The organism is Sulfurimonas xiamenensis (assembly GCF_009258045.1).
GTDB classification, from domain to species: Bacteria; Campylobacterota; Campylobacteria; order Campylobacterales; family Sulfurimonadaceae; genus Sulfurimonas; species Sulfurimonas xiamenensis.
Map to the genome: position 1 here is coordinate 1,766,424 of NZ_CP041166.1, position 15,462 is coordinate 1,781,885.

The 15,462-nt window shown below is 35.0% G+C and carries 17 protein-coding genes; 2 read left to right on the forward strand and 15 right to left on the reverse strand.

Annotated features, from left to right (window positions below):
• Positions 1-27: 27 nt before the first annotated feature.
• The 12 genes from FJR47_RS08940 to FJR47_RS08995 form a co-directional block, all read right to left on the reverse strand.
• Positions 28-534 (reverse strand): FixH family protein, encoded by a 507-nt coding sequence (locus tag FJR47_RS08940; protein ID WP_152300098.1) that lies wholly within the window; start codon positions 532-534, stop codon positions 28-30.
• Positions 527-1,225 (reverse strand): 3-dehydroquinate dehydratase, encoded by a 699-nt coding sequence (locus tag FJR47_RS08945; protein ID WP_152300099.1) that lies wholly within the window; start codon positions 1,223-1,225, stop codon positions 527-529. The genes FJR47_RS08940 and FJR47_RS08945 overlap by 8 nt, the downstream gene beginning before the upstream one ends.
• Positions 1,226-1,336: 111 nt before the next feature.
• Complete coding sequence (locus tag FJR47_RS08950) at positions 1,337-1,546, reverse strand: DUF4006 family protein (RefSeq protein ID WP_152300100.1); 210 nt, start codon at positions 1,544-1,546, stop codon at positions 1,337-1,339.
• Positions 1,547-1,556: 10 nt separating this feature from the next.
• On the reverse strand, positions 1,557-2,480 hold the full coding sequence (locus tag FJR47_RS08955) for a cbb3-type cytochrome c oxidase N-terminal domain-containing protein (RefSeq protein WP_152300101.1): 924 nt from the start codon (positions 2,478-2,480) through the stop codon (positions 1,557-1,559).
• A complete protein-coding gene (locus FJR47_RS08960) occupies positions 2,473-2,712 on the reverse strand; it encodes a cytochrome c oxidase, cbb3-type, CcoQ subunit (RefSeq protein ID WP_152300102.1) in 240 nt (79 codons plus the stop codon). Before FJR47_RS08960 ends, FJR47_RS08955 begins: the two co-directional genes overlap by 8 nt.
• A gap of 12 nt (positions 2,713-2,724) precedes the next feature.
• Positions 2,725-3,417: a cytochrome-c oxidase, cbb3-type subunit II gene (gene ccoO, locus FJR47_RS08965; protein ID WP_152300103.1), complete on the reverse strand. Its 693-nt coding sequence runs from the start codon at positions 3,415-3,417 to the stop codon at positions 2,725-2,727.
• A 15-nt stretch (positions 3,418-3,432) separates the two neighbouring features.
• Positions 3,433-4,926: a cytochrome-c oxidase, cbb3-type subunit I gene (gene ccoN, locus FJR47_RS08970; RefSeq protein ID WP_152300104.1), complete on the reverse strand. Its 1,494-nt coding sequence runs from the start codon at positions 4,924-4,926 to the stop codon at positions 3,433-3,435.
• Between the two features lie 204 nt (positions 4,927-5,130).
• On the reverse strand, positions 5,131-6,270 hold the full coding sequence (gene carA, locus FJR47_RS08975; protein WP_152300105.1) for a glutamine-hydrolyzing carbamoyl-phosphate synthase small subunit: 1,140 nt from the start codon (positions 6,268-6,270) through the stop codon (positions 5,131-5,133).
• A gap of 5 nt (positions 6,271-6,275) precedes the next feature.
• Entirely contained in the window at positions 6,276-6,827 is a 552-nt protein-coding gene (locus FJR47_RS08980; protein WP_152300106.1) for a DUF507 family protein, read from the reverse strand.
• Between the two features lie 113 nt (positions 6,828-6,940).
• The gene (locus tag FJR47_RS08985; RefSeq protein WP_152300107.1) at positions 6,941-8,191 is read right to left on the reverse strand and encodes an adenylosuccinate synthase; all 1,251 of its coding nucleotides are present in this window, start codon (positions 8,189-8,191) and stop codon (positions 6,941-6,943) included.
• Between the two features lie 12 nt (positions 8,192-8,203).
• A complete protein-coding gene (locus tag FJR47_RS08990) occupies positions 8,204-9,052 on the reverse strand; it encodes an ATP phosphoribosyltransferase regulatory subunit (protein WP_152300108.1) in 849 nt (282 codons plus the stop codon).
• Complete coding sequence (locus FJR47_RS08995) at positions 9,053-10,165, reverse strand: pyridoxal-phosphate-dependent aminotransferase family protein (protein ID WP_152300109.1); 1,113 nt, start codon at positions 10,163-10,165, stop codon at positions 9,053-9,055.
• A 125-nt stretch (positions 10,166-10,290) separates the two neighbouring features.
• Here FJR47_RS08995 and FJR47_RS09000 point away from each other — a divergent pair, with 125 nt between their 5' ends.
• A complete protein-coding gene (locus FJR47_RS09000) occupies positions 10,291-11,061 on the forward strand; it encodes an undecaprenyl-diphosphate phosphatase (RefSeq protein WP_152300110.1) in 771 nt (256 codons plus the stop codon).
• A gap of 2 nt (positions 11,062-11,063) precedes the next feature.
• Here FJR47_RS09000 and rdgB read toward each other — a convergent pair whose 3' ends face one another.
• Entirely contained in the window at positions 11,064-11,663 is a 600-nt protein-coding gene (gene rdgB / locus FJR47_RS09005; protein ID WP_152300111.1) for an RdgB/HAM1 family non-canonical purine NTP pyrophosphatase, read from the reverse strand.
• Positions 11,664-11,771: 108 nt separating this feature from the next.
• On the opposite strand from rdgB, the gene FJR47_RS09010 reads away from it, so the two are divergent.
• On the forward strand, positions 11,772-13,088 hold the full coding sequence (locus tag FJR47_RS09010; protein WP_152300112.1) for an MFS transporter: 1,317 nt from the start codon (positions 11,772-11,774) through the stop codon (positions 13,086-13,088).
• 36 nt (positions 13,089-13,124) lie between these two features.
• Here the strand turns inward: FJR47_RS09010 and infC are convergent, their stop codons facing one another.
• The gene (gene infC / locus FJR47_RS09015) at positions 13,125-13,616 is read right to left on the reverse strand and encodes a translation initiation factor IF-3 (protein WP_152300313.1); all 492 of its coding nucleotides are present in this window, start codon (positions 13,614-13,616) and stop codon (positions 13,125-13,127) included.
• A 23-nt stretch (positions 13,617-13,639) separates the two neighbouring features.
• Positions 13,640-15,448, reverse strand: a complete 1,809-nt coding sequence (thrS, locus tag FJR47_RS09020; protein ID WP_152300113.1) for a threonine--tRNA ligase — start codon at positions 15,446-15,448, stop codon at positions 13,640-13,642.
• Positions 15,449-15,462 lie beyond the last annotated feature (14 nt).

A 15,462-nucleotide genomic window follows, 5' to 3' on the forward strand; every position in this document is an offset into this window, starting at 1 on the left:
ATAACCAATGGCTACCTCTAAAAGCGCTTAATACTCTATAACCTCTTTTGATCTTGTATCTGCTTTAATATTATAAAATCTTTGGATATCTTCCACTTTTACTTTTGCCATAATATCCCATCTTCCCTCTTGAGGAAGTTTTGTTGCACGAAAGGTATAGATTCCATTTTCTATAACAGGATTACTTAACTCTTGGTCATACTTGTGGTTATTTGGTCTTGTGATAACGATTTTAATATCTGCATTATTGACAGGACTGGAAGCACTATCCATAACTCTGTATTTTACAATACAATTTTTCGAGCTTAACTCATCAGAGATATACTCTATTTTATACCTTTTATTAAACTCTATTGCAGATTTTAGTATCTCATTTGCTTTTGCATCTGCCTCATGATAACCCATCATATAGGTATCACTCTTTTCAACAGGAAGTTTATTGGCAATAACAATAGTAGCCACACATGCGATAAATACAAGTGTTATGGATATTACGATTGAATATGGCCATATTTTAGCGCTTTTTTTACTCAAGATTTTGCCTTTTTATATATAGTTTTCTTCTAATGTATAAGAATATGCCATAAAGTATAAAACCGTAAAAAAGTATTTTTACAAAAAATATACTGTTTTGATTAGCATTGCCGACTGCATTTTCTAGAACTACATTTTTACTTTTGGCAATTTGTTCTGCAATATCTGCGTACCCGTTAAACATTGCGCCGGAATATTTGCCAAGCAGCTCATCATCTTTAGCTTTTTGAGCCAAAAGAGGAATAATTGTCCCATTAGAGTTTGTTGCAATCTCTTTAAATGAAGACCAGCCTTCGCTATAAAAAAGAGCCATAATAAAAGCCTGAATAGGCGAAGCAACGGGGCTTAAAACCTGTTTTTTATCAAAAAGTGTGTATAAAGAAGTGTCATTTGCCAGAATATCTACTTTCAAATCTATCTCTGAAAATGTCAGTAAGATAGTCGGCTCATTAAAATCTTTTATCAACTCTTTTTCATAGGCAACTATATTTGTGTTATCAGGCAATTTTTTAAGCATAATAAGTCTTAACGAAACACCTGTTTTTTGATATAGCTCTGAGCCTAATTTTTCAATATCACTCTTAAATAAAGAGTTAAAAATAATCTCATCTTTATAAAGATACCCGGCTATTAAAGAAGATTTAAAAACAGTTAAAAGAACAATTATAAAAAATCCTCTTCTAAAATACAATGAAACTTCCTAGCCGATAAAAAGATGATTTGGTGTTAAAACCACATAAAGTGTATATAGAGCCATAAGCACAAGCCCCCATGAAATTATTTTATCCATTACTATACTCCTTTACTTTACATCAATAATATGATCAGATTCTTTTGAACCAATCATTTTAATTGATGTTTCATCTTTTAAATCGTAAAAATTTGAAGAACTTTTTTGTTGCACATTTACAGCCCAAATTGATAAAAAAACTAAAATTGCAAGCAGCAAAATCGTTGCTATTAACATCCCTGTTATGCCATCAAGAGAGAATATACTTCTATTTTCATTCATAACCAACTCCTTATTTGCTTAAGCTGGTAATATAAGCACCAACTGCTTCTTTTTGCTTATCATTAAGTCTGTCAAACTTAGGCATAGTGCCGATAATACCTTTTTTACCATGTGCAAGAACATTGCTAACTAAAACCGGTGTATATGTTACTATACTTGGAGCCACAAACTCCATGCCTTTTCCATCTTCTCCATGACAAGACATACATGCACCTGCAAATACATCAGCACCTTCGCCACTCATACCATTTGCGACATACTTTGAAACTATATCAATCTCTGCATCTGTAATAAGAGCTCCAGTATTTACATTAAAAAGACCGTTTCGATCAGGCATCGGCATCTCCATGCCCAAAAGCTTGTTATTTGATCCATTTTCTATTATATACTTAACTGATTGTTCATCAATTCTTATATTTAAATTTGCCGCTTTTCCATCAATACCGTCAGCACTTAATCCATGACAAACTTTACACTCTGCCAAATAAACAGACTCTCCCATCTCAACTAATCTTTCGCCTGTAATATCTTTATATTTTTCTTCAAATTTTGCATTATGAACTGCAACATCTTCATTATATTCACCTATTTGCGAATAGGCATTTAAAGGATATCCGATTGTAAAATACCACATACCCCATATCATAGTAAGTAAGAACATAACTGCCCAGCCAGTAGGCAGTTCATTTTTATACTCACCTATACCATCCCAATTTTCATCTGCAAGCTCACCGGATGCAGTGTCAACTTGCATCTGACGAACATACTTGATTACGACAAAAACAGTAATGATTACTAATGCAACCGCTCCCGTTACCGCAAGTATATTTACAATATCATTATTTAAACCGCCTTTGGATGTTGCTACTGACAAATATGTAGCACCAATCATTGCAACAGTTATAATAATTCCCCAAAGATAAAGCTTATTCATATATCTCTCCTCTTTTCTTTTCACCTTCAGAAGGTGCCTCACTATCTGATTTAGGAGATACCGGAGTATCATCTATATCATCTTTTAATGCCATATTGCTATACTGCTCATAATCAATCCCATCAGCATCTTTTTTTTTACTATAGAGATGATATATATATGCATACAAAGCAACAACAAGAAAGAATGTCAGTGCAAAGTATCCGTAAGCCTGTAACTGTGCAATATCCACTTTAAACCCTTTTTATTTAAGACTGTTCATATATGCAATTAATGCAACTATTTCAGGAATTTCACCTCTAGCCACTGCATCTTTAACATCTTGATCTTTCATATCTGCCACTACAGCCTTTGCCTCTTCGAGAGCCAACTCTTTTGCTTCGGCAACGCTTTTACCCATTTTAACAACTTTTGTTGAACCATCTTTCATAGGTACCTCTTGATTATAAGGAACTGAAAAATACTCAGCAACAGTAAGCTGCTCCGCAAAAGCAGTCTCGATATCAGCTTTATTTGTAAACATCCATCTATATGCCGGCATAATAGAACCAGGCACTACGCTTTGCGGATCTTTCATATGATTTTCATGCCAGTCAGTTGTTCTATAGTTACCAACACGCATTAAATCCGGACCTGTTCTTTTAGAACCCCATAAGAATGGACGGTCATACGCATACTCACCACTTAGTGAATAATGTCCATAACGATCAGTTTCTGATTTAAATGGACGAATCAGTTGTGAATGACATGCATTACAACTATTTTTTATATAAACTTGACGACCCGCTAGCTCCAGTGTCGAGTATGGAGCAGTACCAATAACAGGGCGAGATGCTTGCGCAAAACTCGGAAGAATCTCTACTAAACCTGCAAAAGAAATAACTATAAAAACACCTACCGCAAAAAAGAACGGATGCTTTTCTAACCAATGAAACATATTTTATCCTTTCTATTAAGCGCCCATAGGCGATGCATTTTGTAGCTCTATCTCTTCAACACGACGAGCAGTCATAGTTTTGTAAATGTTATATGCAAACATTAAAAAACCGATTAGATATAATAAACCACCAACACCACGAATTACATAATACGGATGAAGAACTGTTACCGTATCGATAAATGAGTAAGCTAAATTACCAAACTCATCATGTGCACGCCACATCATACCTTGCGTAATACCTGAAATCCACATAGAAGTAAAGTACAAAACAACACCTAATGTTTGAATCCAAAACTGCGCTGCCATCAATGACTTAGAGTATAGCTCTCTTTTAAATACGCGAGGTGCCATATGAAAAAGTGCAGCCATAATCATAAAACCAACCCATCCAAGAACACCATCATGAACATGTCCAACAATCCAGTCTGTAAAGTGAGCAATTGCATTAACAGACTTAATAGCTTGAATCGGACCTTCTAATGTTGAAAACATATAAAAAGTTGAAGCTAAAACCATAAATTTAATCAACGGAGAAGCTGCAACTTGCTGCCACTCTCCCTTCATTGTAAGAAGCATATTGATAGCAGATCCCCAAGACGGAAGAATCAATATTATTGAAAAAATCGAACCCATTGTCTGCATCCAGTCCGGAACAGTTGAGTATAAAAGATGGTGCCCGCCTGCCCATAGATAAACAAACATTAATCCCCAAAAAGAGAGTAAAGAGAGCTTATACGAATATATGGCTTGACCCGACTCTTTGGGTAAAAAGTAGTAAATCATTGCAATAATGGGTACAGTAAAAACAAAAGCAACTGCATTATGTCCATACCACCACTGAACAAGAGCATCATTTGTACCGGCATACATAGAAACCGAATGATACCATGCGCCTATACCGCTTTCACCGGCAGCAGATGTTGCTAATATTGTCGGTATTTCCATATTGTTAAATAGATATAGCATCGCTACACCTAAGAAAGTAGCTATATAGTACCATATTGAAATATAGAGAGATTTTTCACGGCGAATACCGATTAAACCAAACATGCCTATGCCCCATATAACCCAAATTATTACTATGACGATATCAATAGGCCACTCAAATTCGGCATACTCTTTGGAAGTTGTTATTCCGGCAAACAGCGAAACAACTACTGCAAGAACTCCCAATACATATAACCAAAAATGTAACTTGCCTAAAAACATCAAAAAGGCTGATTCACCCATTGACACTTTTAGTACACGCTGACCTACATAATACCAAGTAGCAAAAACACCACTTATTGTAAACCCAAATATTACCGCATCTGTATGCAAAGGACGGAGACGACTGAAATTTGTATATTCTGCCAAACTCTCCCCTAAGAATAAATTAGCTTCTGGAAAAGCAAGCTGAAAAGCTAAAATTACACCAATCAGCATTCCAATGATACCAAAAACCACTGTTGTCATCATAAACATTTTGGCAATTGTATAGTCATACTCTAATGGACGATTTTCCATATATAGACTCCTTAAGATTTAAAACAATTAAGTTTAATTGAATTTATTAAACTAATTAACATACACATGATAACAGTATAAATATTTAAGATTTCTTAAACAATGACATTTTTTTGACATATTTTTCATACTGATGGTTTTTATCCTGTTTTTAAGTAATAAATTTGTAAAAAATTATTTTTTAAAGGGAAGAGGAAGAAGTTTTTATCTTTTTATTAAAGATAAAAACTCATTGAAGATATATCTGCTCTCTTTTGGGCCAGGGCTGGCTTCTGGGTGATGCTGAACAGAAAATATTGGAGCATTATTGTATTTTAATCCCTCTATTGTATTGTCAAATAGATTAAGATGTGTAACCTCTGCTACTTCAACAATATTTTGAGGAACATTATAATTGTGATTTTGTGCAGTGATTTCAACCAATCCTGTTTTAATGTTTTTTACAGGATGATTACCGCCATGATGACCAAATTTCAATTTATATGTATCATATCCGTGTGATATTGAAAGAAGCTGATGCCCAAGACATATTCCAAACATAGGAACTTTTGCAGCTATTAATTTTTTTATCTCTTCTTGCTCTTTTTTTAAAACCAGCGGATCACCTGGACCATTTGAGAGAAAAACACCGTCTATCTCTTTTTTATTATATCTATCTATTAAATTTTCTGCACTAAAATTATTTGGTATTACTTCAACACTCATTTTAGCGTTTACAAGTTCATTTAAAATATTTCTTTTTACACCAAAATCTAAAACTGCTATATTTGCCTCCGGTGTCGGTGCAGAGTTATAATCAAACTCTCTATAATCATAAGTTGACTGAGTATGTTTATATGCTGTTTTTGTACTTACTTGCTCTATATAGTTAATATCTTCTATTCTAGGTGATTGAGCCAAAATATTTTTTAACTCTTCTTTATCACTTATTTCAGTAGATGCTATCATCATCATAGCACCCTCTTTTCTTAGCATTTTTGTTATATATCTTGTATCAATATCACAAATACCCATAACATTTTGTTCTTTTAAAAAACTAGCCAGTGATGCTTCTGCTCTAAAATTGGAGTATCTATCCTGATACTTTCTAACTATCATTCCTTTTGCATGTGCAGATTTACTCTCCATATCTTGAGAATTAACCCCGACATTACCAATTTCTGGCATTGTAAAAGTTACAAACTGACCGGCATAAGACGGATCTGACATTACTTCCTGATACCCACTCATAGAAGTGTTAAACACAATCTCGCCAACTACAGTATCTTCTGCACCAAAACTATGAGCCTCTAAAAAAGTTCCATTTTCAAAATATAGCCAAACTTTTTTTGTTAAAACTTTCATATTCACTACTCCATGCCTCTTTTTGTAAGCTCTTCTCTATAGAGCTTTTCATATAAAATATCAAACTCGTCAGTTCCCGGAATATACTTCTTTTTGTATGTTCTAATTTTGTCCATTATTATATTATCCAGCTCAGAAGCTTCTGTTATAAAAGATGTAATCGCATTAAAAATAATATTTTTAATACGATTTTCTGTTACATCAAAATGAATCAGATCCTCTTCATAAAGCTCATCTAAAATTTTATGCGAAATATCTGAATAACGCTCTTCATAATTTAAGATAACACCAAATTCAGGAGCTAGCTTTTTCTTTATCATAAAAAAGAGCTGTCTCTCATCAACAAGATTAAACTCTATCTGCTCTTCATTTGCTTCACAAATCTCTCTCGCCTTCTCTTCCAAAGCAATCTCTTGCTTAACATCATGTGCTAATATTTTTTGAGATTCCTGTGCAATTGGCTCAAGACCCTTTGTCATCGTAACAACACCACTCTTCTTTAAATCAACTGCAATCTTATTCGCTATATGAGGTATAGTTTTAAGTGATATTTTCATCGATAGACCCTACTTGTTTTAAAATAAATTTGGATATTTTACAATAAGTAAGGTTAGTTTATGATTAGAAAATAAACTACTTTACTTAATATTGCTGATAACTTAAAAGCTGTTTATAAAATAATTGTGTCGTCTCTCTCCGGAGATGTTGAGATAATACCCACTTTCGTTTTTGTAATCTCTTCAATCACTTTAATATACTCTTGCGCCTCTTTTGGCAAATCTTCTAATTTTCTTGCTCCAACAGATTTATCCCAACCTTTAAAAGATTTATAAATCGGTTTTACATCATCTAAATTTTGCGGAAGATAGTCTATCTTTTCACCGTTTAACTCATAAGCAACACATATTTTAACTTCTTTAAATCCATCGAGAACATCGAGCTTCATAAGTGCAAGCTCGTCACAGCCGTTTAAACGGCTTGCGTATCTACACGCTACCGCATCAAACCATCCGCATCTTCTTGCGCGCCCTGTTGTTGTGCCAAACTCATGCCCCTGTTTTCCGAGTCTTTTTCCATCTTCACCCAAATCTTCACTTGGAAAAGGTCCATTTCCAACACGCGTACAATATGCTTTAACAATGCCGGTAATTTTACCGATATCTTTTGCATTTATTCCCAAACCTGTACAGGCGCCTGCACTAACCGTTGAGCTTGATGTTACATAAGGATATGTTCCATGATCAATATCAAGCATTGTTCCCTGAGCACCCTCTAAAAGAACTCTTTTATTCTCTTCATCTAACGCTCTCCAAAGCATCTGAGTCGTATCAGTAATAAATGGAGCAAGTTTAGCTTTATACCCCTCTAGCTCATCTAAAAGTTCAGCTTTATTCGGTGTTTTTATATCCAAAATGTCAAATATATCTCTATTTTGTTCAAAATAGCCCATAATTGAATCGCAAAGTCTCGCAGGATTTAAAAGTTCCCCTACTCTAACGCCTACTCTGTTTATTTTATCAGAATAGGCAGGTCCTATTCCTTTACCTGTTGTACCAATTGCTTTATCGCCTTTTAATTTTTCACGGGCTTGATCGATTAGAGAGTGGTAAGGCAGGTTTAAGTGAGCTTTGTCGGAGATAAAAAGTCTTCCTTCTAAGCCTTCAAACTGAGTCATCTCCTTAATAATGGATTCTGGAGAGAGAACAACGCCATTGCCCACAATATTAACAGCTTTAGGATTTAATACACCAGAAGGTATAAGGTGAAGTGCATATTTTACGCCATCAACCCAAATTGTATGGCCTGCATTGTGTCCGCCCTGGCTTCTGCAAACCATATCATATTTACCGGCCAATCTATCTACAATTTTGCCTTTTCCTTCATCGCCCCACTGTATACCTACTATTAAATCTGCTTTCATTATTATCCTCTTTTAATTCGCTTTTGTTTCTATCAATACATCTGTGTAAATTGCAAAACCTACAGAAGTTAGCTCTGAATTTTTGTATCTTCCGCCTCTTGCATAAACTTCGTTTTTATCTATGACTCTAAAAAACAGCTCATCATAATAGAGCATTTTTGCATAATATATCGGAGCTAGAACACTTTTTTTACAAACCATGGCATTGCATAAATTTTTCATCTTTTCCAGCTCAACTTTTATTTCGTCTGGAACAATCTTAAGCAACTCGTCTACTTGTTCTACATGTTGGAGATATACAAGTTTTTCAAGCCATTTCACTTTAAGATTTAATAATTTTTCTATATTTACATAACGAAAATCATCCAAAGTCAACTCATCAAACATCTCAACCAATATTTTGGGAATCACCATATTTGAAATTTGAACAAGGGGTTCTACTTCTAATTTATCAAAAATATCCGTTGCTATATTTAAAATTGATGATACTTTGCTCTCACCCATAAATTCTGCACCGATTTGATACTGCTCATCTGTAGGATATCGAAAAACTGGTTGGATATAAAACCATTTTTTATGTTCAGTATTTCTTCCTAATCTTTTCTCAATAATTCTAACAACATCTATAGTTGAATCCGCTCTTAATGAGATAGCGTTGTTTTTTTCATCATTTACTTTTATAAGTTCTCTCTCATCTGCAATACTTTTATGCTGATGGTATGAAAATATAGGAGTGGCGATCTCCTCAAACCCCTTAGAGTACAAAATATCGCTAGCGATTTTTTCTATCTCTCTTTTTATTTTAGCGCTATTGCCGAAGTAGAGTTTTGAACCGCTGGGAATTTCATGTTCTAGTATCATTTATTTGCCAACTTTAAAGTATTTTTCATTAAAAATTCTATTTGCTGTTCCATCATAAGATCTGCGACCAAGTTTTGCAAGAGCAAGTTCAATAGAGTTTACAACCCATGCCATCTCATACGGAGGAATCAATCCCATTTGATTTATTCGAAAAATTTTACCATTTAGATGATCCTGCCCGCCAGCTACATTTACTTCAAATTGATCTTTTAAAATTTTTCTAATTTGCGAAGCATCAACATCATCAATTGTCGTCATAGAGAGTGCAGGAGTTTTTGGATATATATGCAAACCTATCGCTTTTAACGCTGAAACAACAGCATCGGCACGAACTGCGGTCTCCTCATAAAGCTTATTCAGTCCGCCGTTTTTTTCGATAGTTTCCAAAATCTCCAAAAGACCGATAGTCAAAGTTGTAGCAGCCGTCCATGCAGTAGTATTTTTTCTTTGAGATTTTATCTCTGTAGCAAGATTAAAGTAGTAACCTCTTCCGTTTCCGATCTTCTCTATCGCTGCATTGCTCAAGCCAAGTATCGCAAGTCCCGGAGGAAGCATAAGAGCTTTTTGGCTTCCCGCTATAAGACAATCAATATTGCTTACATCAATCTCTTCAACACCAACAGCAGTAATGCCATCAGCAATAATCATAATATTGGAATTTATCTCTTTTACAGCTTTGGCAATCTCTTCAACAGGATGACGAAGTCCACCTGCTGATTCACTAACTTGAATCGCAATAGCATCGATATTAGAGTCGCTTTTTATCAATGCAACAACTTCTTCAACACTTACAGGAGTATCCCACTCATTTTTTATCTCAATATTTCCAAGTCCATGAGCTACAGCAATTTTTCCAAATCTCTCGCCAAATTTTCCGGAGTTTACATTTAAAAGAGTATTATGACACAAGTTTATAACAGCAGCTTCCATCGCTCCCGTTCCACTGGATGCAAGCATAACAACCTCATCACTTTTAAACAAATCAAAAAGATATTTTCTAGTTTTTTCAAAAATAGCTTCAAATTCGGGTGTGCGGTGATGCATCGTCTCATCACTCATTGCATTACGAACATTTTGGGGTACCGGGGTCGGTCCAGGAGTAAAAAGTAGCATTTAAAAATTCCTAAAATAGATTATTATTAAAACCACGCATTATATCCAAATAACTTAAATTGACACTTTATTTTTATGCTAGAATTGCATTGAAAATTTTAAAATTTTACAGGTCAAGGATTTTTATGACACTATTTGATTCAGTGATTTTAGGCATAATTGAAGGTTTTACGGAGTTTTTGCCTATCTCTTCTACAGGTCATCTTATAGTTGCAAGCCATTTTTTAGATATAGAACAAAATAGTGTAAACAAGGCATATGAGGTTATCATTCAATTCTCTGCGATTTTGGCTGTTATCTTTAACTATAAGGATAAATTTAGCATAAAAAAAATTGATTTGTGGATGAAAGTTTTTATTGCATTTCTTCCTTTGGCTATTATCGGCTTTATCTTCTCTTCACAAATAAAAGAACTCTTTAATGTAACTATTGTGGCAGTTATGTTTATTGCCGGCGGAATACTTTTTTTGATAGTAGAGAAATTTTTTATACATGAAGATGCTCATACAACCCACAGTGTTGAGGATGTCACCCTGAAACAATCTCTAATAATAGGTTTCGCTCAAGTATTCGCACTCATTCCCGGAACTAGTAGGGCTGGTTCCACAATTATTGGTGCTCTTCTTGTAGGACTCAATCGAAAAACAAGTGCAGAGTTTAGTTTTTTGTTGGCATTTCCGGTTATGAGCGCTGTTGCCGCTTACGATTTGCTAAAATATTATAAAGACTTTACCGATACTAATATTATGGTTCTAACAGTCGGTTTTGTCACATCTTTTATCGTTGCATATCTAACAATAAAACTATTTCTAAAATTTCTAGATAAATTTACCTTTGTCTCTTTTGGAATTTATCGCATACTTTTTGGAGTTATTTTATTGACTATTTTTCATTAGTTCTATAGAGTTTGCAAAATAATCTTCGCCAATTCAAGTGCTTTTGCACGATGTGACAACTGTTTTTTTATTTCATCATCTAATTGACCTAATGTTTTGTCGTAGCCTAAGGGGATAAACATAGGATCATATCCAAATCCGCCATCTCCAACAGCTTCTGCAACTACCTCTCCATACATCCAGCCATGTACTGAATATTCACCCTTATTTGTAACTATTGCTATTGCTGCTGTATAATGAGCAGGTGATTTTTTTACATTTTTATCTTTTATATCTTGAATAAGTTTATATAAGTTATCTTTATCAGTTGCGCTTTTTCTTGCATATCTTGCACTATATATCCCGGGTTTGCCATTAAGAAGATCAACACTAATCCCGCTGTCATCAGCTAATACTATAATATCTTCATATCCCAATTTTTCATTTAAAGCTTTATAAACAGCTCTTGCTTTTATAAGCGCATTCTCTTTAAAATCATCTCCGTCTTCAATTATTTCAAACTCTTCTAAAAGCTCACTATATGGAATCACCTCAAACTCTTCGCAAAGAGCTTTTATCTCTCTCACTTTCCCTTTATTTGATGTAGCCAATATCAATTTCACATCTTATCCTTATAATTTACTTTAAATATATGTTTTTTTCATCCACAAAGTTTCTGTAAACAATCTTTTTAATATAATTGCAAAATTATATAATATTTAAGGCAGATAATGTTTAAAAAAGTATTTCCTCTCTCAGCAATTCTTTCTCTCAGATTTTTAGGCCTCTTTTTAGTATTGCCGGTTATTTCAATTTTTGCGCTTGAACTTGAAGGATCCACTCCTCTTCTTGTTGGTATAGTTGTCGGCGGTTACGCATTGACTCAAGCTCTTTTTCAAGTTCCTTTTGGAACAATGAGCGATAAAATAGGCAGAAAACCGACTTTGCTGGTTGGTTTGCTTATCTTCTTAGCCGGTTCTATTATTTGTGCTTACTCCAGTGATATATATACGCTTATGTTAGGTCGTTTCTTACAAGGTGCAGGAGCAATTGGCTCTGTTATCACAGCAATGATTTCTGATTTGGTTGAAGAGGAGATAAGGGGAAAAGCAATGGCAATTATGGGAGCATCTATAGCTTTGAGCTTTGCTCTTGCTATGGGCCTTGGTCCTGTACTCGGTGCTAAATTTGGTATTGCATCGCTCTTTATATTGACTGCTGTTTTTGCTGTTTTGGCTATTATTCTTCTTTTTACAAAAGTACCGACACCACCAAAAATCAAACATATATATCATGCAACAGCAAAAACTTCTGATATCCTAAAAGATCCAAATCTTTTAAATATGATTATTGTCAATGCGATGCAAAAAGGCTTAATGACTATCGCCTTTGTTCTTATACCTATTATTTTAACAAGCGATACATTTTCTTGGCAAAAATCAGATCTCTATATGGCTTATCTTCCTGCTATGGTTTTTGGCTTAGCCGCGATGGGTCCTGCCGTAATATTTGGTGAAAAACATAACAAACCAAAAGAGATATTTTTATTCTCTATTGTTCTTTTTATCGTTTCATTTTTAATTATGGGATTAACAACTTCAAGTATATTTTTTATAGTTGGAGTTGTGCTGTTTTTTATAGCTTTCAATATGATGGAGCCATTAGTTCAGTCTATGATAACAAAGTTTGCTAAGGTGCATCAAAAAGGAGCCGCTCTTGGTATTTCAAATTCTGTTGCCTATTTTTCTACATTTATAGGCGGTACATCGGCAGGACTCTTTTTGGGATTTAGTGACAGAGAAACTATTGGTGTATCAGTTGCAGCTATTGCGGCTTTATGGCTTTTATGGACATTGAAACTTCAAAATCCTACTAAATACTCTCATATTTATCTTCCACAAACAAGTGTAGATATGGATAAACTGACAAACTTTGAGCATAAGCATATTGCAGAGTGGTATATAAATGATACGGAAAAACTTGTTATTGTAAAATATACAAAAGATGCAATAGAAGAAGAAACTCTTAAAGCGGCAATATCTAAATAAAACATAATAGGCAAGAGAAAATCTTACCTATTATTTCTATTTTTGCGGAATTACATACATATTGTAGTAGCGACCTTCAAATTTTGGCGGTTTTTCCATAACAGCAATATCTTCTACCATAGGCCAAATTCTCAAAAGAACATCTTTAGCAGCTTCCGGATTTGCCATTTCGCGCCCTTTTAAAAATACACGAAATTTTACATGCTTGCCTTGTTCAAGAAACTCCCTTGCATGTTTAACTTTATATGCAATATCATTTTCTGCAATTTTCACGGAGAGCTTTATCTCTTTAACATCAATCTTGACCTGATTTTTTCTCTGCTCTTTTTGTTTTTTCTCTTCTTGATATTTATACTTACCGTAATCCATAATCTTTGCGACAGGAGGCTTTGCATCCGGAGCGATTAAAACCAAATCTAAACCCAACTCATTTGCTTTTTCCATGGCTTCATCAATTGAGACTATCCCTAAAGATTCTGCTCCATCTACATTACAACGCACCTCTGGTACACGGATATCGTCATTCATTATGACACGGTCTGTTTTTTTACTCAAAAATTTACCCCATTTATTTTAGTTTGGATAAGTGAAAGAAATTCGCTTTCACTTAAATTATACTGCTCTCTTGTTCTTCTATCGCGTATAGCAACAGTTCGAGATGCAACCTCTTCGTCACCTATAATTGCCAACATAGGTACTCTTGTCTTTTCTGCCGTTCTAATTCTTTTATTTAAAGAATCATTTTTAGAGTAAATTTCACTATCTGCTCCCAAATCTATCAATTTGTCTGCCAGCTCCTTCGCGTATTCGTTGTGCGTAGAAGCAATTGGAACAATTGCTACTTGAGTAGGAGCGATAAACATTGGAAATTCTCCAGCATAATGCTCTGTTAATATACCAATAAAACGCTCAAACGAACCTAAAATTGCTCTATGAATCATTACAGGCTGAATTTTGTCATTGTTCTCTCCATTATATTCAAGCTCAAATCTCTCAGGCAGATTAAAATCCAGCTGAATCGTTCCGCACTGCCACTCTCTGCCGATTGCATCTGTTATTTTGATATCAATCTTTGGACCGTAAAAAGCTCCGCCACCCTCATCAATCTCATAAACAAGACCATTTTTATCCATTGCATTTTTTAAAGCCTGTGTAGAAACTTCCCACACTTCATCGCTTCCGACTGCTTTTTCAGGCTTGGTTGATATCATCATCTTATAGTCAAACTCAAATGTGGACATAATTTTATCTACAAAATCAACAACTTCTATAATCTGCTCTTCGATCTGGTCTGCTCTACAAAAAATATGCGCATCATCCTGAGTAAACTCACGAACACGAAAAAGCCCATGAAGCGCCCCAGTCATCTCGTGACGATGTACTACACCATACTCAAAATATTTTAGAGGCAGATCTCTATATGAGTGCAGATCCTCTTCATATACTTTAATATGACCGACACAGTTCATAGGTTTTACACCAAACTCTATCTCATCTATGTTTGTAAAGTACATGTTTTCGCCGTAATTTTGATAGTGCCCTGATGTTTTCCATAAATCTGAACGAAGCATTTCAGGTCCGCGAACAGGCTCATAACCACGCTTGCGGTGCGCTTTAAAAAGCAAAGACTCTAATCTTGCACGAAGCCTCCCGCCTGCAGGAAGCCAGATAGGAAAACCAGCCCCTACCTCTTCACGAAATGTAAACATCTTCATCTCGGCACCAAGTTTACGATGGTCTCTTTTTTCAGCCTCTGCCATCATATCAAGATACGCTTTTAATGCCTCTTTATCTGCAAATGCTATACCGTATATACGAGTCAGCATCTCATTTTTAGAATCTCCCCCAAGATATGCACCGGCAATTTTTGTAAGTTTAAAGTGTCTGATAAGTCCGATATTTGGAAGGTGCGGCCCGCGGCAAAGATCTTCAAAGTCACCCTGCTTGTAGATAAAGACCGTATCACTAGGGATGCGCTCCATAACTGCAAGCTTTAGATGGTCACCTTTAAACTTCTCTTTTGCCTCGCTCATAGAGATCTCATACTTCTCTATCTCGTACTTCTTTTTAGCAAGCGATAACATCTCTTTTTCTATCTTTTTAAGATCACCCTCGCCTATCTCTTCATTGGTTTTGAAGTCATAGTAAAACCCCTCTTTTACAGTAGGCCCGACATAGAATTTTGCATCAGGATAGAGTGATTTGATAGCTTGCGCCATAAGGTGAGCCGTTGAGTGACGAAGAACTTCTAAAGAGTCCGATGAGTTGTCCAAGTGAATCTGCTCACCCTCAAAACCAAGCTCTTTAGCAGTTTGCAAATCAATTATTTCACCGTTATGTTTTATTGCGATTACATTCAAAATATATTCCTTTT

Excerpts from the sequence above, each read along its gene's own strand:
- FJR47_RS09010 (WP_152300112.1), top strand. The coding sequence starts at position 11,772 with ATGTTTAAAAAAGTATTTCCTCTCTCAGCAATTCTTTCTCTCAGATTT.
- FJR47_RS09000 (WP_152300110.1), top strand. The coding sequence starts at position 10,291 with ATGACACTATTTGATTCAGTGATTTTAGGCATAATTGAAGGTTTTACG.
- infC (WP_152300313.1), bottom strand. The coding sequence starts at position 13,616 with ATGAATGACGATATCCGTGTACCAGAGGTGCGTTGTAATGTAGATGGA.
- FJR47_RS08950 (WP_152300100.1), bottom strand. The coding sequence starts at position 1,546 with ATGAATGAAAATAGAAGTATATTCTCTCTTGATGGCATAACAGGGATG.
- FJR47_RS08980 (WP_152300106.1), bottom strand. The coding sequence starts at position 6,827 with ATGAAAATATCACTTAAAACTATACCTCATATAGCGAATAAGATTGCA.
- FJR47_RS08985 (WP_152300107.1), bottom strand. The coding sequence starts at position 8,191 with ATGAAAGCAGATTTAATAGTAGGTATACAGTGGGGCGATGAAGGAAAA.
- carA (WP_152300105.1), bottom strand. The coding sequence starts at position 6,270 with ATGAAAGTTTTAACAAAAAAAGTTTGGCTATATTTTGAAAATGGAACT.
- ccoN (WP_152300104.1), bottom strand. The coding sequence starts at position 4,926 with ATGGAAAATCGTCCATTAGAGTATGACTATACAATTGCCAAAATGTTT.
- FJR47_RS08990 (WP_152300108.1), bottom strand. The coding sequence starts at position 9,052 with ATGATACTAGAACATGAAATTCCCAGCGGTTCAAAACTCTACTTCGGC.
- FJR47_RS08995 (WP_152300109.1), bottom strand. The coding sequence starts at position 10,165 with ATGCTACTTTTTACTCCTGGACCGACCCCGGTACCCCAAAATGTTCGT.
- ccoO (WP_152300103.1), bottom strand. The coding sequence starts at position 3,417 with ATGTTTCATTGGTTAGAAAAGCATCCGTTCTTTTTTGCGGTAGGTGTT.
- FJR47_RS08955 (WP_152300101.1), bottom strand. The coding sequence starts at position 2,480 with ATGAATAAGCTTTATCTTTGGGGAATTATTATAACTGTTGCAATGATT.